Origin of the sequence: Pseudobdellovibrio sp. HCB154 (assembly GCF_046267985.1) — a bacterium.
In the GTDB taxonomy this organism is placed as follows: domain Bacteria; phylum Bdellovibrionota; class Bdellovibrionia; order Bdellovibrionales; family Bdellovibrionaceae; genus Pseudobdellovibrio.
In genome coordinates, this window is record NZ_CP176530.1 from 656,961 (window position 1) to 680,326 (window position 23,366).

The 23,366-nt window shown below is 39.6% G+C and carries 23 protein-coding genes; 16 read left to right on the top strand and 7 right to left on the bottom strand.

Annotation, left to right across the window (positions count from 1 at the left end; translation table 11 throughout):
- Window positions 1-56: 56 nt before the first annotated feature.
- Genes ACKWCF_RS03355 through ACKWCF_RS03370 form a run of 4 tightly spaced genes read right to left on the bottom strand, consistent with a single transcriptional unit; the run spans window position 57 to window position 3,214 of the window.
- Complete coding sequence (locus ACKWCF_RS03355) at window positions 57-851, bottom strand: ABC transporter permease (RefSeq protein WP_409479287.1); 795 nt, start codon at window positions 849-851, stop codon at window positions 57-59.
- Window positions 851-1,669 carry an ABC transporter permease gene (locus tag ACKWCF_RS03360; protein ID WP_409479288.1) on the bottom strand — a complete coding sequence of 273 codons (819 nt, stop codon included), beginning with the start codon at window positions 1,667-1,669 and terminating at the stop codon, window positions 851-853. The genes ACKWCF_RS03355 and ACKWCF_RS03360 overlap by 1 nt, the downstream gene beginning before the upstream one ends.
- Window positions 1,623-2,561 (bottom strand): ATP-binding cassette domain-containing protein, encoded by a 939-nt coding sequence (locus tag ACKWCF_RS03365; RefSeq protein ID WP_409479289.1) that lies wholly within the window; start codon window positions 2,559-2,561, stop codon window positions 1,623-1,625. The genes ACKWCF_RS03360 and ACKWCF_RS03365 overlap by 47 nt, the downstream gene beginning before the upstream one ends.
- Entirely contained in the window at window positions 2,558-3,214 is a 657-nt protein-coding gene (locus tag ACKWCF_RS03370) for an alpha/beta hydrolase (RefSeq protein WP_409479290.1), read from the bottom strand. Before ACKWCF_RS03370 ends, ACKWCF_RS03365 begins: the two co-directional genes overlap by 4 nt.
- Window positions 3,215-3,239: 25 nt before the next feature.
- On the opposite strand from ACKWCF_RS03370, the gene ACKWCF_RS03375 reads away from it, so the two are divergent.
- Both ACKWCF_RS03375 and murF read left to right on the top strand, forming a co-directional pair.
- Window positions 3,240-4,739: a UDP-N-acetylmuramoyl-L-alanyl-D-glutamate--2,6-diaminopimelate ligase gene (locus tag ACKWCF_RS03375; protein WP_409479291.1), complete on the top strand. Its 1,500-nt coding sequence runs from the start codon at window positions 3,240-3,242 to the stop codon at window positions 4,737-4,739.
- Window position 4,740: 1 nt separating this feature from the next.
- Window positions 4,741-6,159: a UDP-N-acetylmuramoyl-tripeptide--D-alanyl-D-alanine ligase gene (murF, locus tag ACKWCF_RS03380; protein ID WP_409479292.1), complete on the top strand. Its 1,419-nt coding sequence runs from the start codon at window positions 4,741-4,743 to the stop codon at window positions 6,157-6,159.
- A 4-nt stretch (window positions 6,160-6,163) separates the two neighbouring features.
- On the opposite strand, the gene map is transcribed toward murF, so the two are convergent.
- Complete coding sequence (gene map / locus ACKWCF_RS03385) at window positions 6,164-6,916, bottom strand: type I methionyl aminopeptidase (RefSeq protein WP_409479293.1); 753 nt, start codon at window positions 6,914-6,916, stop codon at window positions 6,164-6,166.
- A 175-nt stretch (window positions 6,917-7,091) separates the two neighbouring features.
- Here map and ACKWCF_RS03390 point away from each other — a divergent pair, with 175 nt between their 5' ends.
- Window positions 7,092-8,408, top strand: a complete 1,317-nt coding sequence (locus tag ACKWCF_RS03390; RefSeq protein WP_409479294.1) for an alkaline phosphatase D family protein — start codon at window positions 7,092-7,094, stop codon at window positions 8,406-8,408.
- Between the two features lie 6 nt (window positions 8,409-8,414).
- Here ACKWCF_RS03390 and queF read toward each other — a convergent pair whose 3' ends face one another.
- The gene (queF, locus tag ACKWCF_RS03395; RefSeq protein WP_409479295.1) at window positions 8,415-8,942 is read right to left on the bottom strand and encodes a preQ(1) synthase; all 528 of its coding nucleotides are present in this window, start codon (window positions 8,940-8,942) and stop codon (window positions 8,415-8,417) included.
- Window positions 8,943-9,098: 156 nt separating this feature from the next.
- Here queF and mraY point away from each other — a divergent pair, with 156 nt between their 5' ends.
- The 9 genes from mraY (at window position 9,099) to ACKWCF_RS03440 (ending at window position 17,857) form a co-directional block, all read left to right on the top strand.
- Window positions 9,099-10,175 carry a phospho-N-acetylmuramoyl-pentapeptide-transferase gene (gene mraY / locus ACKWCF_RS03400; RefSeq protein WP_409479296.1) on the top strand — a complete coding sequence of 359 codons (1,077 nt, stop codon included), beginning with the start codon at window positions 9,099-9,101 and terminating at the stop codon, window positions 10,173-10,175.
- Window positions 10,176-10,208: 33 nt separating this feature from the next.
- The gene (murD, locus tag ACKWCF_RS03405) at window positions 10,209-11,600 is read left to right on the top strand and encodes a UDP-N-acetylmuramoyl-L-alanine--D-glutamate ligase (RefSeq protein WP_409479297.1); all 1,392 of its coding nucleotides are present in this window, start codon (window positions 10,209-10,211) and stop codon (window positions 11,598-11,600) included.
- Between the two features lie 83 nt (window positions 11,601-11,683).
- Window positions 11,684-12,793 carry a putative lipid II flippase FtsW gene (gene ftsW / locus ACKWCF_RS03410; RefSeq protein WP_409479298.1) on the top strand — a complete coding sequence of 370 codons (1,110 nt, stop codon included), beginning with the start codon at window positions 11,684-11,686 and terminating at the stop codon, window positions 12,791-12,793.
- Between the two features lie 7 nt (window positions 12,794-12,800).
- Window positions 12,801-13,907 carry an undecaprenyldiphospho-muramoylpentapeptide beta-N-acetylglucosaminyltransferase gene (murG, locus tag ACKWCF_RS03415; protein WP_409479299.1) on the top strand — a complete coding sequence of 369 codons (1,107 nt, stop codon included), beginning with the start codon at window positions 12,801-12,803 and terminating at the stop codon, window positions 13,905-13,907.
- Window positions 13,908-13,919: 12 nt separating this feature from the next.
- A complete protein-coding gene (gene murC / locus ACKWCF_RS03420) occupies window positions 13,920-15,269 on the top strand; it encodes a UDP-N-acetylmuramate--L-alanine ligase (protein WP_409479300.1) in 1,350 nt (449 codons plus the stop codon).
- The gene (gene murB / locus ACKWCF_RS03425) at window positions 15,241-16,131 is read left to right on the top strand and encodes a UDP-N-acetylmuramate dehydrogenase (protein ID WP_409479301.1); all 891 of its coding nucleotides are present in this window, start codon (window positions 15,241-15,243) and stop codon (window positions 16,129-16,131) included. The genes murC and murB overlap by 29 nt, the downstream gene beginning before the upstream one ends.
- Window position 16,132: 1 nt before the next feature.
- Window positions 16,133-16,537, top strand: a complete 405-nt coding sequence (locus ACKWCF_RS03430) for a hypothetical protein (protein ID WP_409479302.1) — start codon at window positions 16,133-16,135, stop codon at window positions 16,535-16,537.
- 180 nt (window positions 16,538-16,717) lie between these two features.
- The gene (gene hpf, locus ACKWCF_RS03435) at window positions 16,718-17,089 is read left to right on the top strand and encodes a ribosome hibernation-promoting factor, HPF/YfiA family (protein ID WP_409479303.1); all 372 of its coding nucleotides are present in this window, start codon (window positions 16,718-16,720) and stop codon (window positions 17,087-17,089) included.
- A 240-nt stretch (window positions 17,090-17,329) separates the two neighbouring features.
- The gene (locus tag ACKWCF_RS03440) at window positions 17,330-17,857 is read left to right on the top strand and encodes an outer membrane beta-barrel protein (protein ID WP_409479304.1); all 528 of its coding nucleotides are present in this window, start codon (window positions 17,330-17,332) and stop codon (window positions 17,855-17,857) included.
- 79 nt (window positions 17,858-17,936) lie between these two features.
- On the opposite strand, the gene ACKWCF_RS03445 is transcribed toward ACKWCF_RS03440, so the two are convergent.
- Window positions 17,937-18,440 carry a hypothetical protein gene (locus ACKWCF_RS03445; protein ID WP_409479305.1) on the bottom strand — a complete coding sequence of 168 codons (504 nt, stop codon included), beginning with the start codon at window positions 18,438-18,440 and terminating at the stop codon, window positions 17,937-17,939.
- A 209-nt stretch (window positions 18,441-18,649) separates the two neighbouring features.
- Between ACKWCF_RS03445 and metK the strand changes: the two genes are divergently transcribed.
- The 4 genes from metK to lepB (ACKWCF_RS03465) all read left to right on the top strand — a co-directional run bounded on the left by metK (window position 18,650) and on the right by lepB (ACKWCF_RS03465) (window position 23,366).
- Window positions 18,650-19,816 carry a methionine adenosyltransferase gene (metK, locus tag ACKWCF_RS03450; protein ID WP_409479306.1) on the top strand — a complete coding sequence of 389 codons (1,167 nt, stop codon included), beginning with the start codon at window positions 18,650-18,652 and terminating at the stop codon, window positions 19,814-19,816.
- Between the two features lie 64 nt (window positions 19,817-19,880).
- The gene (gene lepA, locus ACKWCF_RS03455) at window positions 19,881-21,689 is read left to right on the top strand and encodes a translation elongation factor 4 (RefSeq protein ID WP_409479307.1); all 1,809 of its coding nucleotides are present in this window, start codon (window positions 19,881-19,883) and stop codon (window positions 21,687-21,689) included.
- A 110-nt stretch (window positions 21,690-21,799) separates the two neighbouring features.
- Window positions 21,800-22,642: a signal peptidase I gene (gene lepB, locus ACKWCF_RS03460; protein WP_409479308.1), complete on the top strand. Its 843-nt coding sequence runs from the start codon at window positions 21,800-21,802 to the stop codon at window positions 22,640-22,642.
- Complete coding sequence (gene lepB / locus ACKWCF_RS03465) at window positions 22,629-23,366, top strand: signal peptidase I (protein ID WP_409479309.1); 738 nt, start codon at window positions 22,629-22,631, stop codon at window positions 23,364-23,366. Before lepB (ACKWCF_RS03460) ends, lepB (ACKWCF_RS03465) begins: the two co-directional genes overlap by 14 nt.

Here is a 23,366-nt window from a genome sequence, read left to right on the forward strand (position 1 = left end):
GAAGTGAAAATTAAAGCGGATAAAACAATTGCGAATTTAAAATAATGAAGCAATTATTAACTGCTCGCGCTTGAATAAAAGCGCATGCAGAACTTCCAGTACCAGTTCATAAATGTCATTAAAAGCACTGGCATGGCCACGGCCCAAGCAATAAATCCAATTTGTACGGGTTCTAATAAAAAGCGTGTTGGAATTGAAGCGACCATCGCAAAGGGTAAAACAAATAACAGCACGTATCTTAAAAAGCCTTTGTAAATCGCATCCGGGCGTAAACCTAATCTAAAAATGCTGTACCAAACATACTGCAAGAAATCGGCACGCGAAAAAATAATCGCTGTCGAATTTAGCGCTAAACGACCTACGAAAATTACACTTAAACCTGATGGTATTAACAAAAATAACCAGAATAAGCGATACCAGCTAAAATCAGGAATCGCCTGTAGGGCCCAAATAAGTCCAGCACCTGTGAATAACAAGCACGGGATATGCGATACAGAAACTTTTTGCGAACTGATCATAAACATCGAATTCACGGGTTTAGTTAATAGTAAATCCAAGTTTCCTTTTCTAACTTCGTCATTGAATTTAGAAAAATTCGGATCCCATAAGATCATGTAAATTGAATCTACAAAAAGCGCTAAGAAAACAAACACGCGCATTTGTTCTAAGGTCCAATCACCGATAATGTTCGTGTGGCGGTAGATTACTTCATATAAAAGTAATTGCGTGCCGTACCAGATACATTCAGAGAGAACGAGTAAAATAAAATTAAAACGATATTCTAAATCGGCCACAAAGCTGGCTTTAAAAAACGCACCATAAAGGCTTAGATATTTTAAAAGCTTTTTCACTAGGCACCGGTCCCTGTGTAAGACTGAAGGCCTTTACGCCATAACCAAGCTCCGACCGCCATAGCGATCACAGTTGAAATTGTTACTGAGATAAAACTTTGTAAAACTAAATCTGAACCCGCGCGTCCTGTGATGTACGCCACTGGTGTGTAAACTCCCGCAGGAAACGGTGATAACAATAAAATTTTGGCAATCGCCGGAGGCATTAAATCAATAGGCACTAATTCGCCGGCTAATAACCATAACGTTAAGTTTTTAACTAACGTTAAAGAACGAACGCGGGTCATATAAAATGCAAATGTTGAAATCAAAAAGCTTAGCGTGTGAACTAAGAACAGATAATAAAACACTAAACCAATCGCAATCGGTAAGCGCGAATAATGAATCGGTAAATCAAAAATAAACGACACGGCTAAAGGCGCAACCATTGAAATAAGCGTGGTCGCTATTTTATAACCCATCAATTGCGACAGGTAATATTCGTAAAAACTAATCGGGCGGGTCAGGATCACGTTGATTGACCCGCTGGCCACTTCTTCAACCATCATGGATTCGTACATCCAGCTGACCGCAATACGCCCTAAAAACGGAGCCCATACGCCGTAGGCTAAATAGTTTTCGCGACCAAAACCACCGATTTGGGCAGCATTGGCAGCTTCAAAGATCGCAAACCACATAAGAAGTTCGATGCCCACCGTGATTAACGGCTGCACGAACGCATCAATAAAGAAATTGAAGCGGTATTCTAAATTTGAAACGACGGCAAGCTCACTAAACGCGAGATTCCTTCGCCAAAAAGCGATGAATAACTTCTTCAAAATCAACCTCTTCGATTTTTAAATTAACAACTTCGCCAGATTTTACCACTTCGTTTAATTTCTGTGATAATTCTGAATCTTGGAAAATCAGCTCGCGCTCTTGCTGATCGTTTTTGTAGCGGTAAATTAATTTTTTGCTGGTCTCAGTTGATTGTAAGAAACGATCAACAGTTCCGTCATAAACCATTTCGCCTTTTGAAATTAATAATAAACGATCTGCTAATTGCGCAATATCATCCATGTAGTGTGATGTTAGAATCACAACCGGTTTGTATTCTTTAACGTAATTTTCAAGAAAGTCACGAATCGCAGATTGCGCCACGATATCTAAACCGATTGTCGGTTCATCGAGAAATAAAACGCGCGGCGCGTGCAGAAGTGAACCGATGATTTCCATTTTCATGCGTTCGCCTAAACTTAAGCGGCGTAACTGCGTATCAAGCACGTGTTCACAAGAAAGCATTTGCGCTAAATCGGTGACTCGTTTTTTAGCTGTCTCAACATCAAGATCGTAGATTTTAGTTAATAACGAATAACTATCACGAGCAGAAATATCCCACCATAATTGGTTTTTCTGCCCCAGCAATAAACTCATTTGGCGCAAGAATTCAGTTTCGCGTTTCCACGGTTCAAAACCAAGAACGCGCACTTCGCCATGAGTTGGGTAAATTAATCCTGAAAGTATTTTTAAAAGTGTAGTTTTGCCGGCGCCATTGGCACCAACTAAACCAACGATTTGTCCGCCTTCAATTTCAAGCGAAACATTTTTTAAGGCAGGTTTTGATGTGTATTCGCGGTTCCAAAAACCTTTGATCGAATTAACGATGCCTTCTTTTTTTTGATAGGTCTTATATTCGCGACCTAAATTTTTTGTTTCAATGACGTAACTCATATTAACCCATTAATGTATTGAGTAATGCCCTGTAAAGCTTTTGGTGGAATTTCATGACCACCAGGAAAAGTCACCCACTGTGGCTCTAAACCTTTTTGCTTAAAAATATTTAATAATTTTTGGCTGCCTTTAATCGGTAACACTTGATCGTTTTCGCCGTGGCATAAGAAAACTTTAGCGCCTTTACGAGCTTCAAGTTTTTGTGTCCATTCAGTTTGGCGAATTAAACTGCCAGACATGCTGATTAAGCCCAATGGTTTTTCTGGAGCTTGCAAATAAATTTCAGTGGCTAACATCGCACCTTGAGAAAAGCCGCCTAAGATAACTTTATTCCAAGGCACTTTTAAATCTTCGATCATTTTAATAACCGCAGGCACTAAAGCACTCATTACATCCGGAGTGTAGTCACTCCAATCACTTGGTAAAGAGCTTAAAGTTAATGGCCACCAAGCGCGACCTGTCCAACCCGGACCGATCGGAACTTCAAACACGCCATTGGGAAAACGCCAGTTTACTTTTGAATTTAGAAAAATATAATCTCTTAAACCTTCTAGGTCGTGAGCATCAGCGCCGAAACCATGAAAGAGAATAACCCACGGACGGTCCGCAGCATCAGTCGGATGGTCAAAATACTGTATACGTTTGAAGTTCATAAGAAAGTATCCTATGCTTTTTGCAATGAAACTGCAGCAGTTATTATCATTTTCTGATCTTGGAACGCAAAGCCAATCTGACGCTCTTGAAGCAGAGGTGACGGGGTTATTTTTCGATGCACGTCAACTTCAGAAAGCCGGTCAACAAGGCTCTGTTTTTGTAGCGATTAAAGGCACGCAGGCCGATGGCCACAAATATATTGGCGATGCGATTAAAGCTGGAGCGATTGCTTTAGTTGTTGAAGATAAATCAGCGGTACCAGCTGATTATCAAGGGCATGTTTCTGTGGTTCCTGATTCGCGCCAAATGCTGGATTTGCTGGCAGCTAGATTTTACGATTATCCTTCGCAAAAACTTTTCTGCTTCGGAGTTACAGGCACGAATGGCAAAACTTCGATCACATATTTGCTGGAACATATTTTAAATGCACGTGGTAAATCGACGGGCGTTATCGGTACAGTTAATCACCGCGCCGGTCACAAAACTTGGGAAAACCAAGGAACAACTCCTGATCCAGTGACGTTACAAAGTCGTTTAAATGATTTTATCAAAGAGGGCGCAGTTGCTGCGGCTTTAGAAGTAACGTCGCATGCTTTAGATCAACGCCGTGCTGACAGTGTTCACTTTAATACGGTGATCTACACGAATCTAACACATGATCACTTAGATTATCACCACGACATGAAATCGTATTTTGAATCAAAACAAAGATTGTTCACTGATTTGATGTGGTCTTCATTAAAACGTCCGCTTTTTGCAATTATTAATATCGACGATGAGTACGGAAGAAAGCTAAAACTAGCAGAACCGGTTTTAGGTTGGACGTACGGGCAAAAAGAATCTGATTTTCAGTTTAAGATTTTAAAAATGAATTTTGCAGAGACTGAGTTTGAATTAAAAACTCCACTTGAAACAATTACCGTGAAAGTGCCGTTAACAGGTGTTCACACGATTTATAACGTCGTAGCAAGCTTAGCTGCAGGATTAACTTGTGGAGTTACGCTTGAACAAGGCATTAAAGCCTTAGCGGATTTTAACGGAATTCCGGGGCGTCTGCAAAAAGTTGTGCATAGCTCAGATAAAACTGTTTTTATTGATTATGCTCATACGCCAGATGCTTTAGAAAATTCACTAAAGTCGTTATTAAAAGTAAAAACCGACGCGAAACTTTCAAGCCAAGTGATTACCGTATTTGGCTGTGGTGGAGACCGCGATAAAACCAAACGTCCAAAGATGGCCGAAATCGCGGCGCGCTTAAGTGATTATGTGTTTTTAACTTCAGATAATCCACGCACTGAAGATCCGATGACAATTTTAGCGGATGCTGAAAAAGGTTTTCCAGGGGATTTTAAAAATTACACGAAAGAAGTTGATCGTGAAAAAGCGATCCAACAAGCTATCAATGTCGCTAAAGCTGGTGATGTGATTTTAATCGCCGGTAAAGGGCATGAAGATTACCAAATTGTTGGAACAACAAAAACTCATTTCAGCGACTATGAAGTTGCCGAGAAATACTTAGGTTAAGATGAAACCACAATGGACATTAGAACAAATTGCTAGATGGTCTAACGGAAAAGTCATTTCCGCTCACCAAACGATATTTCATGAAGTGGGCACTGATACACGTAAAGATTTAACAGGCCAAGTTTTTGTAGCGTTAAAAGGTGATAACTTTGATGCTCATGATTACTTAGATAAAGCTGTTGAGAAAGGCGCAGGGCTTTTATTAGTGCATCGTTTAGATGCTAAGTTTGCAGGCCTTAAAGATAAAGTCAGCATTATCGAAGTGCCTGACACTTTAAAAGGTCTGCAAGATTTTTCTCACGGTTACCGTAATACACTTTCAACAAAAATTCTAAGTATCACTGGCTCTAATGGTAAAACGACCACTAAAGAATTTACTGCAGCTATTTTATCGCAGTATAAAAAAACACACTTTAACCAAGGTAGTTTTAATAACCACTGGGGCGTGCCGTTAACATTACTGCAAATTCCACCGAATGCAGATTATGCCGTGGTCGAAATGGGTATGAATCACGCTGGTGAAATCACTGAATTAGTGAAAATTGCTGATCCAGATATTGTTGTTTGTACCATGGTAGGCCGCGCCCATATCGAATACTTCGGCACGCAAAAGAAAATCGCTGAAGCTAAAGCTGAAATCTATATGGATTCACGCGAAGATACGATTCGGGTGTTTAACCAAGATCAAGATTTAACTTACGATATGATGTACCCGATTGCGAAAAAGTATCCGGCAAGCCGTATGTTAAGTTTTTCTGAGCGTAACAAAGATGCCGATGTGTTTTTTAAAATCGAAGAACTCTCAGCCGCTGGTTTAAAAATTTCTGGAAATATCGCGGGCCAATGGGGTTCTGCTGATGTTCCGGTATTTGGTAAACATAATTTAACTAACTTACTAGCAGCAGCGAATTTAGCTTACGCCGCCGGAATGCCTGCTGAAAAAATCTGGCAAGCTTTACCAGCTTGTAAATCAACCTGGGGTAGAAACCAGTTCGTTGATACAGCGATTGGTGTACAAATTCTATTTGATGGTTACAACGCAAATCCAGACAGCATGAAAGCGCTTCTAGAAAATATTCCGCTGTTAAAAACACAAGGTAAAAAAATCGGTGTCTTTGGGCAGATGAAAGAACTAGGCACTGTCGCTCCTGAAATGCACCGTGAGCTTGCGATCGCCGCTTCAATGAGCGATTACGATTTTATTTATTTCATTGGTGAAAACTATAAAGATTTTGAAGCGGGATTAAATCACACCGATTACAAAAACTACAAAGTTGACGCTGATTTAACTGAAAGCATGGGGCAGCACTTCGTAACTCATATTTCTTCTGGTGATTTAATTACTGTGAAAGGTTCACGCGGAGCCAAAACAGAGCGTTTCGTTGAACTTTGCGAACCTTTAAATTGGGAAAAGAAATAATCTTTTAAGCGGGCAGGGTCATGATCAAAGGTTTATCTTTGGTGATGACCATTGTGTGTTCAAACTGGGCTGTGAAAATTCCTGCATGAGTGGCTAATGTCCAACCATCGCCTGTATCGAAAACTTCTGTACCGCCACTTGAAACAAAAGGCTCAATCGTAATAACTTGGCCTTCTTTTAAGATGCGTTTATCTTTCGGATCAAAATAATTTGGAATAAAATCAGGCTCTTCATGTAAAGCACGGCCGACTCCGTGGCTTCCGATATTTTCGATCACGGTAAAACCATGACGTTTAGCTTCTTGTTCAACAGCATAACCAATACGATTAAGACGGGCATTGGCTTTAGCTTCATTCATCGCTAATTGCAGAGCGCTTTTAGCGGCGAAGCAAAGTTTTTGTTTTAATGTTGTTTCGGGCGGAATAATAAATGAACCACCTGTATCAGCGAAATAACCATTTAATTCAGCTGACACATCGATATTCACTAAATCACCTGCTTTAAAAATTGTTGCAGCAGAAGGGATGCCGTGAGCGGCTTCTTCATTTACGCTAATGCAAGTTGTGCCAGGAAATTGATAAACTAATTTCGGAGCAGATTTTGCTCCATGTTTTTCAAGAAAACGACGACCTAATTCATCAAGCTCCAGAGTTGTAATACCTGGTTCAAGATTTTTAGACATAAACTGTAAGCATTGAGCGACAATGCGGCCAATGGTTCTAAGAGCTTTGAGATCGTTATCATTTTCAATCGACATTGGAACATAATAGCATTTGTTTAAGCTAAAGTCACCTCGAGCACTAACAAGACCTTAACCGAGTTCATTAAGTTTCAGTTACGATCGCACGACCTTCGTCTGATTTATTTAAATTTAGTTTAGAACCTTAACATAATAAGCCGATTACTAATGTAAACACCACGAGGTCGGCATCATGTCGCAATCAAGAAGAGATTTTCTTAAACAAACAGGCGTTCTATCTGCAAGCTTATTAACAATTCCTTCTCTAGGTTCAGCTCAACATGACTTAGAAATTTTAGCAGCCAAAAATAAATTCGGCGCGTTTCCGATCCATCAAGGATTAACTCTTGAAGATTTAAGTTATTTTACGGTTTTAAGAAAAATAAATGCCGAAATTTCATTTGAAGTGGTGGATGGTAAAAACCAACTTATGCCTCTGTTAATGATTAGTACTCATCGCATGGCGGGTTCAGAAGATCAGCTAGATAAATTAAAAGTATCAGGCCTGAAGTTAGGCGAACAGTACCGCCTTCGTGTTTTAGATTCTAAAAAACAAATCATCGACGAACGTTTTTTTAAAGCCTTAGATACCAATAAAAAAATGCCAAAGTTTGCCATCATCAGCTGCATGTCAGATTTTTTTAAGTCAGCCTGCAAAATTATGTGGAACAAAGTTAAAGCGCAAAATCCTGATTTGCTATTTTTAATCGGTGATACTTGCTACGCCGACCAGGGCAGTGGCGGAACGCCAGAAGGTTTCTGGAAACGTTACGTTGAAACAAGAAGCCGTATTGGTGTATTTCGTCACCAATTTTTAACTCCGATTTTGGCTTCATGGGATGATCATGATTTTGGTAAAAACAATTCCGATGGCTCATTTGTTCACAAAAAATTTATGTTAGAACTTTTTTCGGCGTTTTGGTTGTTTCCAGAAGAAAGAAACTATCGTCGTGATTTAGGTATCTATCAAGATTTTACAGCCTTTGGGCAGAAGTTTTACCTTATGGATTGCCGTTATTTCAGATCGGAAGATACGCACTATGGCGATCAGCAAGAAGAACTGTTATATGATTCATTAAATAAATACAACATGCCTTCGTGGATTATGAATGGCAGCCAATTTTTTGGTGGCTATCTAAAAAAAGAATCTTACGAGTATATGCAAAATGCGAGTTTTAAAAAGTTTTGCCAAAAGCTTTCAGAAGCTGAAGCGCCATTCGTGCTTGTCTCGGGTGATATTCACTATTCAGAGATTATGGAAATCGAACGTGAAATTTTCGGTTTTAAAACGTATGAGATCACTTCAAGCTCGATTCATAGCTTTACATTCTTACAACAGCACAACTTTAAAAAGAACCCTCGTCGCTTAAAAAAATGTGCGACTAGCAAACATAACTTTAAAATCGTTACGATCGACAACGCCACTGACAAATTCAAATTTAATGTGTCTTGCCAGGGCGATGAAAAAGAAATCTATTACGAAAAAACGCTAGAGATCGTTAAAGAGTAGTTACTCTTAATACACCTTACTTAAATCGCAAGAATACTTACCAGGCGCGTAGTTAAACATACGCGTCTTACGAAGTTCTTTAAAATGCGCATCGCTATTTGAAGCTGAAGCATAAGGAAAAATCGCAATGCCTCCGCGTGGAGTAAATTCGCCGATCACTTCGATATATTTAGGTTTCATTAATCGACTCAAGTCATTGCAAATTGTTTGAATGCAATCTTCATGAAAATCACCATGATTACGAAAGCTGAAAAGATAAAGCTTTAATGATTTGCTTTCGACCATTTTCTTATCGGCGATGTAGTTAATAAAAACTTTTGCGAAATCGGGTTGGCCTGTTTTTGGACAAAGCGAAGTAAACTCTGTGCAAACAAAAGTTGTCCAAGCAACGTCATTTGGATTTTTATTATCAAAAGCTTCTAACAATTTCGGAGAGTATTCGAAATTGTATTGCGTGTCGTTTTCACCAAGTTTGAAATTCTTAAGTTCAGCTTCAGAGCGACCAGTAGAGCGTCCGGATTTATTTTTTCTCATAGGGGAGTGATACCTGATTTGCGTGCGAAATGCTAATGCTTTCGTCAGAATGGGCAAAACTTCACCCCCTCGAAAAACGCCAAAAACATTAGTGTTTTCGCATACTTATAAACTTCCTCTTGCTATTACTTCCAGAGGTGTGCTACTTATCTAAAAATGTTTTATCAATGGCTTTACTCACTTGCTGAACAACACTCGATTTTCAACGTATTTCGCTACATCACAGTTAGAACATTTATCTCGTTTTTCACGGGCTTTTTTCTATGTTTAATCTGGGGTCCGTACTTCATTGAAAGTTTAAAAAAGAAACATTTTGGCCAATCAATTCGTGATGATGGTCCACAAACTCATAAGAAAAAAGCAGGTACGCCAACAATGGGTGGCTGGCTTATTCTGTTAAGCTCATTGATTTCCTTAGCGTTATGGATTGATGTTTTTAATCCGCTAGTTGTGGCCACTGTCGTGATCACTTGGGGTTTTGGAATGATCGGTTATGCCGACGATTATTTAAAAGTTTCAAAGAAAAACACGAAAGGCTTATCAGGCAAACTTCGTTTGGCTGGTGAATTTTTTATCTCTGGTATCGCGTTATTTATTTTAATTAAGTATTACAATTTCAACACGAACTTAACGTTGCCATTTGTTAAAGATATTTCCTGGGATCTTGGCTATGCGTACATCGTCTTTGGGGCGTTAGTTATCACAGGAACGGCGAATGCCGTAAATCTAACAGACGGTTTAGATGGTTTAGCGATTGTACCTGTGATTATTTCAGCTTCGACATTGGCGATTTTTGCTTATGTGTCAGGTCACGCATCGATTGCGAACTACTTACAAATTCCTCATATCTCGGGTGCAGGTGAGTTAACTCCGCTAGCCGCTGCGATGATTGCTGGAAGTTTAGGTTTCTTGTGGTTTAACACTTATCCGGCACAAGTTTTCATGGGCGATGTCGGAAGTTTAAGTCTTGGTGGTTTTTTAGGAACAATGGCCGTCATCACAAAGAATGAATTATTAATGGTTGTTCTTGGTGGTGTCTTCGTTGTTGAGGCGTTATCAGTGATCACGCAAGTTGCTTCTTTTAAGTTAACTGGAAAGCGCGTATTTAAAATGGCGCCGTTACATCATCATTTCGAACTTGGTGGTTTAACTGAAACTAAGATCATTGTTCGTTTTTGGATTATTTCAATTTTATTAGCGATGTTAAGTTTAGCAACGCTGAAGTTAAGATAGTTTGGCCGAAGGCCAACAGATTGTAGGTTAGGTATGTGGACAGAGTTATCAGAACTAAAGGATAAAAAGATTCTTGTAGTAGGTCTTGGTAAAACAGGCGTTTCATTAGCGAAGTTTTTAACAAAATACGAAGCTAACGTAACAATTACGGATCATAAATCAAAGCCAGAATTATCGGCGCAATTAGACCAGCTTGAAGGTTATACAAACATCAAGTTTGAATTAGGTTCACATTCGCCAAAAACATTCTTATCGCAAGATTTAGTTATTCTTTCTCCGGGTGTGGCTTCACACTTAAAGATTTTTGAATACGCGCGCCAACAAGGTGTAAAAATCACGGGTGAATTTGAATTCGCTGCTGGTTTTATTAAAGAGCCGGTTGCAGCTGTAACTGGCACAAACGGTAAAACAACAATTGCACGTTTATGTGAATCAATGCTTAAAGAATCAGGTATTGACGTGTGGGTGGGTGGTTCAAATGAAAACCCAATCACTAATTACCTTTTAGAAGAGAAAAAAGCGAAACTTGTGATCGCCGAAGTGTCAGGTTTTATGCTTGAGCACTGCGTGAATTTTAATCCAGCAAACGTTGTTTTCTCGAACTTGGCAGAAAATCACTTAGACCGTTACCGTTCAATGGAAGAGTACGTAAACGCCAAACGCAAAGTGTTCAAAAACACTAACCAAGCGACAACGTCGATCTTAAATGCGGATGATAATGCGGTTGTAGAATTAGCCCGTGATCCGGCTGTTCAACGTGGACGTATTTTCTACTTCTCTAGAAAACCAGCTTTAGAACCACAAATCATGAATATCGGTGGTGCGGTTAATATCGGTGATGAAATCAAAGTTCGCACAGGTCCAGATATCGAGTCTTTCAATGTGAAAAACATTAAAATGAAAGGTAAACACTCGGTTGAAAACGTTATGGCGGCTTTACTTTTAGCCCGTGAATACGGCGCGAACCATGACGCCATCCAAAGAGCGATTGATGGTTTCAGCGGTCTTAAACACCGTTTAGAATATGTGCGTAAAGTAGGCGGAGTTCTGTTCTACAACGACTCTAAAGCCACTAATGTGCATGCGGTTTTACGTTCCCTAGACTGTTTTGATGAAAACGTAATTTTGATTGCTGGTGGTAAAGACACAAATCTTAACTACGAGCCATTACGTAATATGATTAAGCGTAAAGTGAAGTCGTTAATCCTGGTGGGTGAGGCTAAAGAGCGCATCAACCGTGATTTAGGTGATTTTACTGAAACTTACCTGATCGGGACGTTTGAAGAGGCGGTTTTAATCGCTTATCAAAAATCTCGTATTGGCGATATCGTTCTTCTTTCTCCGGCCTGCTCAAGCTTTGATATGTTTGACAGTTACGAAGAGAGAGGCGAATATTTTAAAGAGATCGTCAAAAAATTCAGATAGGTTGTTTCTATAGGTCGCGCTGAAAGCGCGCCAATGTCAGGCAACTCCGTCTGGATCAAATCCATCGACGGAGTTAGGCTTACATGAACAACATCAAGCTTCAGACAAAATTTTTATCTTCAAGTCTCTTTCTTTCTATCTTTGCGCTTTTAGGCGTTGGCTTAGTTCAAGTTTACAGTTCAAGTTATATTTTCGCGATCGAATCTTACGGCGATGGTCTTTACTTTTTTAAACGCCAAGCGATCTTTACGGTAATCGGTATTTTAGCTTTAGTGTTCGCGGTGCAAATTCCATTTGAAAAAATTCGTAAATATGGTTGGGCTGTTTGGATTGCCGCTGCGATTTTAGTGTTTGCTACTTTTATTCCGGGCCTTGGTGTTCGGGTGGGGGGAGCTCTTCGTTGGATTCAGCTACCAATGGGTTTTCGTTTTGAACCTTCAGAGCTATTAAAAATCGCGTTTAGCTTTTTTATCGCCAGCATCGTTTGTAAAAACCAAAACACTCTTCGCAATGTGAAGTGGGGTTGGATTGGCTTAATGCTGATCGTTCCGATTTTGGTTTTATTAAAACAACCTGACTTCGGAAGTTTTGCGATTATCTTGGCGGTGGGTGTAGCTTTACTTTTCACTTTCGGTTTGTCGGTAAAATATTTTATAGGTTTTGGTTTGGCAGCTATTCCGATGTTTTACTTTCTTGTGTGGAATGTGGCCTACCGTAAAGCGCGTGTGATGGCTTTCTTAGATCCATGGTCAGATCCGGCGAAAAAAGGTTTCCAAGTGATTCAATCGATGCTTTCAATTCACTCAGGTGGATTAACGGGCGAAGGTTTAGGACAAAGTCAGGGTAAGTTATTTTTCTTACCCGAAGCGCATACTGATTTCACTATGGCGATCTTGGGTGAAGAAATGGGATTCCTCGGGATCTGTGCTGTCTTATTACTTTTTGGGTTTGTGGTGTTTCGTGGCTTTCGTATCGCGATCAAAACAGAAGATTTATTTAAAAAGACTTTGGCTTTAGGTTTAACGATCACCTTCGCGCTTTCAGTGTTTATTAACATGGGTGTAGTGATGGGGTTACTTCCAACTAAAGGTTTAACGATGCCATTTTTAAGTTACGGTGGTAGTTCGTTAGTGATTATTTGTTTAATGTTTGGAATTTTACTGAATATCGAAGCTTCAGAAAATTACCGTTAGGGATTGTATGTCGGCAAAAAGAAATGCCCAGCAAAATAAAATTATCATCGCAGGTGGCGGAACTGGTGGGCACATCTATCCCGCGATCTCTATTGCTGAAGCTATCTTAAAAAAAGACGCTCAGGCTGATATTTTATTTGTCGGTACTCCACAAGGTATGGAATCACGAATCGTACCTAAAGCTGGCTACAAATTACAACTGATTCAAAGTGGTAAGTTAAATATGAAAGGGCAAATTTTTGCTAAACTTAAAACGTTAGTAAAAATTCCGTTCGGTATTTTACAGTCATTCTGGATTATCTTAACTCACAAACCTCAGTTTGTACTGGGTGTTGGTGGTTACGCTTCTGCTCCGATGTTGTTAGCAGCCCTTTTATGTGGGCGTAAAACAGCGTTGTGGGAAGGTAATGCTCATCCGGGCATGGCCAATCGGTTACTATCAAAATTTATTTCTAAAGCTTACTTAGTTTTTGGCGATGCTAAAGACGGTATGGCTTCAACGCAAGTGAACGTGTGGGGAATGCCGTTACGCTCAGAGATCGAAAGAATCTGTGAAGGCGCACAAAACAAAGAGCACAAGGTGTTTACAATCGTTTGTACGGGCGGAAGCCAAGGCAGTATGTTTTTAAATGACCAGTTAAGTGATTTAATTTTAAAAAATCCTGAATGGCACAGCAAAATCAAAGTATACCACCAGACAGGAACTTTAGACTTTCAACGTATTAAAAATAAATACGGCAATACGTCTTGTGTAGAAGTGATGGATTATATCTACGATATGCCTAGATATTATCAAGAAGCAGATATGCACTTCTGCCGTGGCGGAGCCGGAAGTTTATCTGAAACAGCAGCGTTCGGTGTTGTTCCTGTGGTCGTTCCACTTCCAGCCGCAGACAATCACCAGCAGCACAATGCTGAAGCGTTAGTGCGTGCTGATGCGGGGTTTATGCTGTTACAAAAAACTTTTGATCCTGCGCAATTTAAAAAAATCGTGTTAGATCTGATGAGTAATCCAGATCTGAAAAATAAAATGTCAAAAAATCTGAAACAATTAGCCCCATTAAAAGCTTCGCAAAAGATTGCTTCAGATATTTTAGAAAGCATTCAACAGTAAGGTGTGTTTTAAGTGAAAATAGAACAAGCAAAGTTTCATTTTATCGGAATCGGCGGAATCGGCATGTGCGGTTTAGCTGAATTACTTCATAATTCAGGTGCCGTAGTGACAGGCTCTGATGCCGGCGAAAACGCAAACACTGAGCGCTTAAAAAGCCTAGGTGTTAAAGTTTACAAAGGTCATCAAGCTGAAAATCTTGTTGATGCTGATGTGGTTGTGTATTCAAGCGCTATTCCTTTTACTAATCCAGAAATTCGTGAAGCTAGAGCGCGTTCAATTCCGTTAATTCCGCGCGCTGAAGCTTTAGCAGAGATTATGCGCATTCGCCGTGGTATTGCGGTAGCTGGAACGCATGGTAAAACTACAACAACAAGTATGTGTTCGTCGATTTTCTTAGAAGCAGGTCAAAGTCCTACAATCGTAGTGGGTGGCCGTTTTGAAAGAATTAAATCGACGGCGATCTTAGGTAAAGGCGAATGGTTAATCGCTGAAGCTGATGAATCTGATGGAAGTTTTAATAAACTTTCTCCAGAGATTTCAATTATTACAAATATCGATTCAGACCATATGGATCACTACAAAACTTTTGAAAACTTAAAAAAAGCTTTCTTGGAATTTGCTTACCGTGTTCCTTTTTATGGAACAGTTATTGTTTATGGTGATGATCCAACGACTCGCCAGATCTTTGAAGGTTTTAACAAAAAGATTTTATTCTACGGCTTTAATGAAAATAACGACTACGTGTTAAAAGGTGAAAAAGGTAATTATTCGCTTTCTCGTGGTGGAAAAGTGTTAGGTAACTTTAAAATTCAATTACCAGGTTTACATAATGCTTTAAATGCGACTGCGGCGATCGTAGCTTCAATGGCTGCAGGAATTGATTTTGAATCTTGTGCCAAAGGGATTGCGCAATTTGAAGGTGTGGATCGTCGTTTTCACTTTAAAGGTGAAGCAAGTGGCGTAAAAATTTACGATGATTACGGTCATCACCCGACTGAAGTACGCGCAACACTTCAGGCATTTAAAGAAAAATTCGATAAAAACCGTTTGGTTGTTTATTTTCAACCGCACCGTTACTCACGCACCCAGCATTGCTGGCAGGATTTTAAAACCTGCTTCATGCAAACTGATGTTTTATTCTTAGGCGATGTGTACGCGGCAGGTGAAGCGCCCATTCCAGGAATTACTTCTGAAAAATTAATCGAAGAGATGAATCAACCAAATACTTTTCATGCTCCGAAAGCTGAACAGCTGCAACTCATTCTTAAAAACTTACGCGAAGGCGATGTGTTTTTAACTCTAGGTGCTGGTGATGGCTGGAAATTAGGTTTAGATGTCCTTGAAAATCTCTCAAAACGTTAATTTAGCTGAATACACGTCATGGCTTGTAGGTGGCAATGCAGATAATTTCTGTTTGCCAAAAACTCTTGATGATTTAAAAGAAGCGATCTCGTTTGCTAAAGATAAGAATTTAAAAATCACCATCTTAGGTGGTGGTACAAACGTTCTTGTTTCTGATGATGGTATCGAAGGCCTTACGATTTGTTTACGCCGACTTTCTAAAATTTCATCTTTTGAAAAAGACGGGCGTCTTCATATTGAAGCCTTATCTGGAACTGCGAAGTCGGAACTTCTTAAAACATTCTTAAAACAAAAATTAGCTCCAGCTCTTTTCTTAGCCGGTCTTCCGGGTGATGTCGGTGGTGGTGTGGTGATGAATGCAGGCGTTGCCGAAGCATTTGTACCGCGTGAATTTATGGATTTTGTCGACTGGGTTGAAGTGCTGACTTTAGATCTTCAAACAATTCGTCTGCAGAAAAATCAATTAAATGTTAAATACCGTCATACCGACGGCTGGCAGCCGCATATTATCGTCAATGTTGGTATGAGCTGGCCACTTGAAAATGACCCGACAATCTTAGATAAAGTGCGTGAAACGAATAAAATTCGTCTAAGCAAACAACCTTTAGATATGCCAAGTTGCGGGTCGGTGTTTAAAAACCCTGAGGGTCATAAGGCGGCGCAATTGATTGATAGCACGGGTCTTAAAGGCTATCGCGTGGGTGATGCGCAAGTCTCTTTGAAACATGCAAACTTTATTGTGAATCTAGAAAAAGCTACAGCCAAAAATATCTGGGATGTAATCACACATGTGCAAAAGACCGTGGAAAAAGAAAAGGGTGTAAAGCTCACAACCGAGGTTGTTAAGCTTGGAAGATGGTAATATGAAAAAATTAATTTCTCTTTTTATTTTATTAACTTCGGTTGTAGTTTTTGCTGAAGAACCGGTGACTTACCATTTACAAATTAAAAACTGGCCTGAGCGTAAAAAAATCGAATCGCAAATTAAGGCTATGGTTGATTCAAAAGCTTGCTATGACATTAACGGATCGCAGGTAACTCCTGAGGTTGATTGCCATAAATTTGCCTGGTTTAAATCTAACGAAGTTCTGAAGCCTTTTAAGCAAACGCCTACGGATATCAAAATGGAGATCGGTTATTCTGCAGGTAAAATGACTGTGATGATGTACAAATGGGATGGTAAGAAAGTTCAGCGCATCTTAAATTCCAGTGGTAAATTTGATGTTAATGATATCAAAACAGAACTGATCAATTGGTCTTTTAAATAACGCAATTTTTTTCTGCGTCATTTGTTTATAGTGCCTCAACTCTAGAGGCATTTCGTTTCACTTCGATACATTTTTAAAAACAATTTTTTGCGATTTTCGATGTTCTTAGCTCAACGTTGGTCTAGTTAGCTCCGATAAATAAGGTAAGCAAAACAAAAAGAACGCAAAGGAGCTTGTTCTATGAAGTCGAACTATACGTTCAAACATCTCGATTATTCTGAATCTCTAGTTAAATATACAAACGAGAAGTTGGACGAAATCGGTAAATTCCTTTTAAAAGATGGGCGTTGTACAGTTTATTACTGGAAAGACCATCACGAATTTCACTGCGAAGTATCTATTAACTCGAAACAAAAATTTTTTAAGGCTCATGGTGCGGCAACAGATATTTATGTGGCCGTTGATCTTATGATCGACCGTATGGAAAGACAATTCTTGAAAGTGAAAGAGATCTATCAAGATCACAAGAAATTTGATCTTTCGCGTGAAGGTCGCATGAACGAAGTGAACGATCAGATGGAATATCAACCACGCGGTCGCAAAGTGGCTTAATCCACTTTATTTAAATTAGAAAACCAAAACCCACGGCCCCGATTGGCTTAATGCGATCGGGGCTTTTTTTTTGTTTCATTCTGAGATATTTCGTGAACGAAAGCACACAACATAATTATTGGATTGAGACGCAGGTTCGATAAAACATTTTCACGACCTAAGCCTTAGTAAACTGTTATCAGGTTGCAGAGTGATCTGCCTCAGAGAAGAATTAGAGTTATCACACAAGGAGTGTTCAAAATGAAAAATTTATTATTAGCTTTATCAGTTGTGTTTGTTACTGCGGCTGCGAATGCAGGCGGATTTATTGAGCCTTACATTGGAATTATGAAAGGTACTTTAAAACAAGGAGGGGGCGCTCCGGATCTAGACACGAAAGGTAATTCGTTAGGGTTGCGTGCGGGTTATCAAATGGTAATTCCATGGGTAGCATTAGATGTGAAAATGACTAAAGGAACTCTTGATTCCTCTCCAGAAGCCGATATTTCATACACTGATGTTGGTGTTACAGTAGGTGCAAGCGTTCCATTTGTTAGACCTTATATTGGTTATATTCCAAAAGCGAAAACTAAAGTTGAAGTTTCTGGTGGCGCAAGTGGCGATTACGAAGGTACAGGTTTAAAACTTGGTCTTGGTATTAAAATTTTACCTTTAGTAGATATCAACATTGAAAAAGTTGATTACACTTTCAAAGAATACGACGGAGCTGATCTACCAGAAGATGAAAAACACGAAACGTTAACTTTCGGTTTAGGTATCACGTTCTAATTTTAACTTCACAAAGTTAAAAAACAAAAAGCCAGGTTTAACACCTGGCTTTTTTTTATATATTTGTTGAGATTTTTAATTATTTAATTACACAAGTTAAAGATCTATTGTCTCCAGCACCTAATTCGGTAAATGTAAACTCAACTGAGTTTTTTGTCTTTGTAATCATAACATCTTGTGAACTATCAGAAAAATCTTGGTTGATCGAGATGCCATCTGGGTTTTCAGTTATGCGAAATTGGCTTACTCGTTCTAGTTTTCCTGTTACTTCATTAAGGGGATATTCGTATTCATCGCTAAAATTGAATTGTTGAGATTCGAGATCTGTTTGTGTTGATAACTTCATCGCTAGTTTTTCTTGGCCAACCGTTGTATTAACAGTAAGAACACATGACTCGCTTTCGCTATTTTTAACTTTTCCTAAATGTTCTCCATTTGGAAGACCACCTTCAGTTAAGATTGCCATTAATTCATCTCTGTTAACGTATTTTTTTCCTGAAGAAGCGTCTGCTGCAAAAGAAACAGAACTTGCTAGAGTTAAACCTACGGTAATCGTTTTAAGCGCTAAACTTAGTGTTTTCATTGGGAACTCCTTTAAAAATGGGTTGGAAAACGGTGCCAAGATACTACGCAGTAGGGCTTTTGGGTGGGAATAATGAGGCTATTGAAGAAAAGTTAATAATGTCTAAAGCTTAGACATTGATTCCGCTCTAAAAATGCAGTAATTTTCAGTGGTTTTAACATAAGACAAAAAATATCAAATAACCCTTTGTTGTAAGGAATCAAAAGACAATGAAAAATTATATTTTTACAAGCGAGTCAGTATCTGAAGGTCATCCGGATAAAATGGCGGATCAAATCAGTGATTCAATTCTTGATGCGATCTTAGCGCAAGATCCTAAAGGCCGCGTAGCTTGTGAAACAATGTTAACAACAGGTTTAGTTGTTGTTGGTGGCGAAATCACAACTTCTGCAAAAATCAATTTCTCTGAAATCGCGCGCGATGCTGTTCGCCGCATTGGCTACGATCACTCAGATAAAGGTTTCGATTATAAAACTTGCGCCGTAATGGTTGCTGTTGGTCAACAATCTCCAGACATCGCTCAAGGTGTTAAAGAGACTGGCGCTGATGAGCAAGGTGCTGGTGACCAAGGTTTAATGTTTGGTTACGCAACGAACGAAACTCCAACGTTCATGCCGGTATCACTTTCATTATCTCATGCTTTAGTTCAAGACTTAGCAGCGCTTCGTAAAGAAGGCCGGGTAAACTGGTTACGTCCTGATGCTAAATCACAAGTTTCTGTTCAGTACGAAAACGGTATTGCAAAACGTATCGATACAATCGTGTTATCAACTCAACATGCTGATAACGTAACAAACGCTGAAATCAAATCTTTCATCATGGAAGAGCTTGTTAAAAAATCGATCCCTTCAAAATGGATCGATAACAACACTAAATTTCACATCAATCCAACTGGCCGTTTCGTAACAGGTGGTCCAATGGGTGATGCTGGTCTTACAGGTCGTAAAATTATCGTAGATACTTACGGTGGTCACGGTGCTCACGGTGGTGGTGCGTTCTCTGGTAAAGATCCTTCTAAAGTTGACCGTTCAGCAGCGTACGCGGCTCGTCACGTAGCTAAAAACATCGTGGCAGCTGGTCTTGCTGAAAAATGTTTAGTTCAAATTTCTTATGCGATCGGCGTAGCTGAGCCAGTTTCAATTGCGGTAAATGATTACGGCACTTCAAAAATCGGATCAGAAAGATTAGCTGAGATCGTTAAAAAGAATTGGGATTTACGCCCAGCTCGTATCGTAAAAGAGTTCGATTTATTAAAACCAATCTATGTTCCGACAGCGGCTTACGGTCACTTCGGTCGTGAAGAAAATTTAGATAAAGGTTTCTTCCCATGGGAAAAATTAAACAAAATCGAACAACTTAAAGAAGCTGCAAAATAGTAAAAGATATTCTTCTAGAGTAAAGCCGGTAGGCTTTCAGTAAAACAAAGCCGGAGGCTTTTAAATGATAACAGATCCAAAGTTTATCAGAAATTTCTCGATCATCGCGCATATCGACCACGGTAAATCTACCTTGGCCGATGCGCTTTTATCTTACACGGGCTCACTATCTGATCGTGAATCAAAAGCGCAATTTCTTGATAACATGGAACTTGAGCGCGAACGTGGAATCACAATCAAAGCTCAAACTGTGTGTTTAAAATACCGTTCTCAAAAAGACGGTGAGATGTATCAGATTAACTTAATCGATACACCGGGCCACGTGGATTTCTCGTACGAAGTTTCTCGCTCGCTTGCAGCTTGTGAAGGCGCGATCTTAGTTGTTGATGCTGCTCAAGGTGTTGAAGCGCAAACTTTAGCGAACGTTTATTTAGCTTTAGAAAATAACTTAGAAATTATTCCTGTATTAAATAAAGTCGATCTTCCGACAGCTGATCCAGAGGGTGTTCGTAAACAAATCGAAGACTCTGTAGGTCTTGATTGTTCAGGTATCGTTCATGCTTCAGCGAAAGAAAAAATCGGTATCCAAGAAATTTTGGAAGCGATTATTGAAAAAGTTCCGCCACCAAAAGCGAATCGTACAATTACTCCGCGTGCGTTGATTTTCGATTCTTGGTTTGATGCCTATCAAGGTGTTGTAGTTCTTGTTCGTGCTGTTGACGGCACATTTAAAAAAGGTGACCGCATCAAGTTTATGGCCACAGACCGTGACTATGAAGTTTTACGTTTAGGTAAATACACGCCATTTCCAGATCCAGTTGAAGAATTGGCTGCGGGTGAAGTGGGTTTCTTAATTTGCGGTATTAAAGATATTCGTGACGTAAAAGTAGGTGATACTGTTACGTCTGCTAAACACGGAGCTACAGAACCACTTCCAGGTTTTTCGCAAATTAAACCAATGGTTTTTGCTGGTATCTTCCCGGTAGTTGCTTCTGAATATCAACATTTAAAAGATGCTTTAGATAAATTAATTTTAAATGACTCTTCGTTAACTTACGAAGTTGAAAAATCACTAGCGCTTGGTTTCGGTTACCGTTGTGGTTTCTTAGGTCTTCTGCATATGGAGATCGTACAAGAGCGTTTAGAACGCGAATTTAATTTAAATCTTATTACAACTGCTCCAACGGTTGTTTATCGTATTACGAAAAACGACGGCACAGTTTTAATGTTAGAAAATCCATCAGGCATGCCTGATGAAACTCAAATTGCAAAAATGGAAGAGCCATACGTTAAAGTTACTCTTCACACGCCAACCGATTATATCGGAAGTTTAATTAAACTTTGCGAAGATAAACGCGGTACGCAATTAAAAATGGATTACATCACGGAAAAGAAAGTCATCATCGAATACAAACTTCCGATGAATGAAATGGTGATGGATTTCTATGATAAATTAAAATCAATCACTAAAGGTTACGCTTCACTAGAGTATGAATTCATGGATTTCGAAGAAGCTGATCTAGTTAAAATGGATATCTTAATCAACGGCGAACCCGTGGATGCTTTATCGTTAATTCTTCACAAGTCTAAGGCTGTTAATAAAGGCCGTATTCTTTGCGAAAAGATGAAAGAGCTTATTCCGCGCCAACAATACCAAGTGGCTATTCAGGCCGCTATCGGAGCTAAAATTGTTGCCCGCGAAACTTTAGGAGCTTTAAAGAAAGACGTTACTGCGAAATGTTATGGTGGTGATATCTCTCGTAAGCGTAAACTTCTAGAGAAGCAAAAAGAGGGTAAGAAACGTATGAAGCAGATCGGAACAGTCGATGTGCCTCAGGAAGCGTTCTTAGCCATCCTGAAGGTTGACGACTAATTTTAAAGCGAAGTTCCCATCCTTGGCTATGCTTCTGACGGCATCGTGCCGTCAGACCTGGGGGGTGGGGAATCCTATTGCTTTTTGTGGGAATGAGTAGAATCATTACTATGAAAAGAGCATTTATGGGATTATTCGGCAAAAAGACTGAAAAAAAAGAAGAAGCACCTAAGTACAATGGTTGGGATGTAACCAACAAACTTTTTTGGACTGAGGGTTGGGGCTCGATGGCTTTGGCTATCTTGGCCGCCTTAACAATCCGCTGGTTGTTATTAGAAGCTTATGTGATTCCATCAGGCTCAATGCTTCCGACTTTATTGGTGAATGATCATATTTTCGTAAATAAAATCACTTACGGCGTTCGCGTTCCTTTCTCTGAACAATGGTTAGTTAAATTCCGTGAGCCAGAGCGTGGCGAAATCGTGGTTTTCAAATACCCAGTAGATCCAGGCACATTCTTTATCAAACGTATCGTTGGTTTACCAGGTGATCGTATTAAGTTTGATAACGGCGCTTTATTTATTAACGGCGAACTTCAAGAAAAAGTAGTTCCTAAAACAAATTGGAATTTCGACTGGCTTCGTGAAGAAGACTTTTCAAACTCTGAAGGCATGTATAAAGATTCAAAATCAAACTACATCCACTTTTTCGAAGAACTTAACGACGGAAAAGGTGGCAAAATCGAGCACTCAATCTTAATGAAAAAATCTCAAGTGATGGGGTTTTCAGGAGACGGTGAGTGGGTTGTGCCTGAAGACAGTTTATTTGTGATGGGTGATAACCGTTATAACTCTCATGACTCACGTTTTTGGGGTTATATGCCTAAGAAAAATATCTTAGGCCGTGCCAGCTTCGTTTGGTTAAGCTGTGACGAAATGATTCCTTTTGTTCCTGTGATTTGTAACCCGTTAACGATCCGTTGGCGCAGGTTCTTCCACAATGTCACTCATTAGACCTAAAAAAGGCAAACAGGGCCGCTGGCCCTATGCGCTCCTGTTGTTCTTTTTTCCTTTGATTTTGTTCTTTTCTTTTCGCTGGTTAGTGATCGAAACTTTCGTGATTCCTTCAGAAAGTATGGTTCCTAATTTATTTATTCACGATCATATTTTAGTGCAAAAATACGTCTACGGAATCAAGCCGATGATGGGTGATGGGTGGTTAATTAACTGGTCAGAACCAAAGCGCGGCGATGTGGTGGTTTTTCGTTATCCCGATAACCGCGACGTATTCTTTATCAAAAGATTAGTGGGTTTACCTGGTGATAAAATCGAAGTTAAAGGCATGAACGTTAAGGTTAATGGTGAGCTTCTGGATTTAAAACCGATTGAAAATCCGGTACAGGATATCTCTTTTCGCGTGGCTTTCCAGCCTGATGCTCAATATTACTCAGAAAAACTAGGTGATACTGATCACTTTGTCCGCTTTGAAGGGAACTCTGCATCTGACTTTGAGATGGAGGCTAAAACTTTTGAAGTAGCGCCAAATTCATATTTTGTAATGGGGGATAATCGTTACAACTCCCAAGATTCCCGTTTTTGGGGCAACCTTCCGAAAGATTTATTAGTGGGGCGCGCACGCTACATCTGGTTTAGCTGTGAAAAAATGTTAGAAGCGGCTCCTTATATTTGTGACCCGTTGAGCTTGCGTCTTGAGCGATTATTCAAGACAATAAACTAA

Excerpts from the sequence above, each read along its gene's own strand:
- ACKWCF_RS03365 (WP_409479289.1), bottom strand. The coding sequence starts at position 2,561 with ATGAGTTACGTCATTGAAACAAAAAATTTAGGTCGCGAATATAAGACC.
- ACKWCF_RS03370 (WP_409479290.1), bottom strand. The coding sequence starts at position 3,214 with ATGAACTTCAAACGTATACAGTATTTTGACCATCCGACTGATGCTGCG.
- ACKWCF_RS03375 (WP_409479291.1), top strand. The coding sequence starts at position 3,240 with ATGAAACTGCAGCAGTTATTATCATTTTCTGATCTTGGAACGCAAAGC.
- murF (WP_409479292.1), top strand. The coding sequence starts at position 4,741 with ATGAAACCACAATGGACATTAGAACAAATTGCTAGATGGTCTAACGGA.
- map (WP_409479293.1), bottom strand. The coding sequence starts at position 6,916 with ATGTCGATTGAAAATGATAACGATCTCAAAGCTCTTAGAACCATTGGC.
- ACKWCF_RS03390 (WP_409479294.1), top strand. The coding sequence starts at position 7,092 with ATGTCGCAATCAAGAAGAGATTTTCTTAAACAAACAGGCGTTCTATCT.
- queF (WP_409479295.1), bottom strand. The coding sequence starts at position 8,942 with ATGAGAAAAAATAAATCCGGACGCTCTACTGGTCGCTCTGAAGCTGAA.
- mraY (WP_409479296.1), top strand. The coding sequence starts at position 9,099 with ATGTTTTATCAATGGCTTTACTCACTTGCTGAACAACACTCGATTTTC.
- murD (WP_409479297.1), top strand. The coding sequence starts at position 10,209 with ATGTGGACAGAGTTATCAGAACTAAAGGATAAAAAGATTCTTGTAGTA.
- ftsW (WP_409479298.1), top strand. The coding sequence starts at position 11,684 with ATGAACAACATCAAGCTTCAGACAAAATTTTTATCTTCAAGTCTCTTT.
- murG (WP_409479299.1), top strand. The coding sequence starts at position 12,801 with ATGTCGGCAAAAAGAAATGCCCAGCAAAATAAAATTATCATCGCAGGT.
- murB (WP_409479301.1), top strand. The coding sequence starts at position 15,241 with ATGTCCTTGAAAATCTCTCAAAACGTTAATTTAGCTGAATACACGTCA.
- ACKWCF_RS03430 (WP_409479302.1), top strand. The coding sequence starts at position 16,133 with ATGAAAAAATTAATTTCTCTTTTTATTTTATTAACTTCGGTTGTAGTT.
- hpf (WP_409479303.1), top strand. The coding sequence starts at position 16,718 with ATGAAGTCGAACTATACGTTCAAACATCTCGATTATTCTGAATCTCTA.
- ACKWCF_RS03440 (WP_409479304.1), top strand. The coding sequence starts at position 17,330 with ATGAAAAATTTATTATTAGCTTTATCAGTTGTGTTTGTTACTGCGGCT.
- ACKWCF_RS03445 (WP_409479305.1), bottom strand. The coding sequence starts at position 18,440 with ATGAAAACACTAAGTTTAGCGCTTAAAACGATTACCGTAGGTTTAACT.
- metK (WP_409479306.1), top strand. The coding sequence starts at position 18,650 with ATGAAAAATTATATTTTTACAAGCGAGTCAGTATCTGAAGGTCATCCG.
- lepA (WP_409479307.1), top strand. The coding sequence starts at position 19,881 with ATGATAACAGATCCAAAGTTTATCAGAAATTTCTCGATCATCGCGCAT.
- lepB (WP_409479308.1), top strand. The coding sequence starts at position 21,800 with ATGAAAAGAGCATTTATGGGATTATTCGGCAAAAAGACTGAAAAAAAA.
- lepB (WP_409479309.1), top strand. The coding sequence starts at position 22,629 with ATGTCACTCATTAGACCTAAAAAAGGCAAACAGGGCCGCTGGCCCTAT.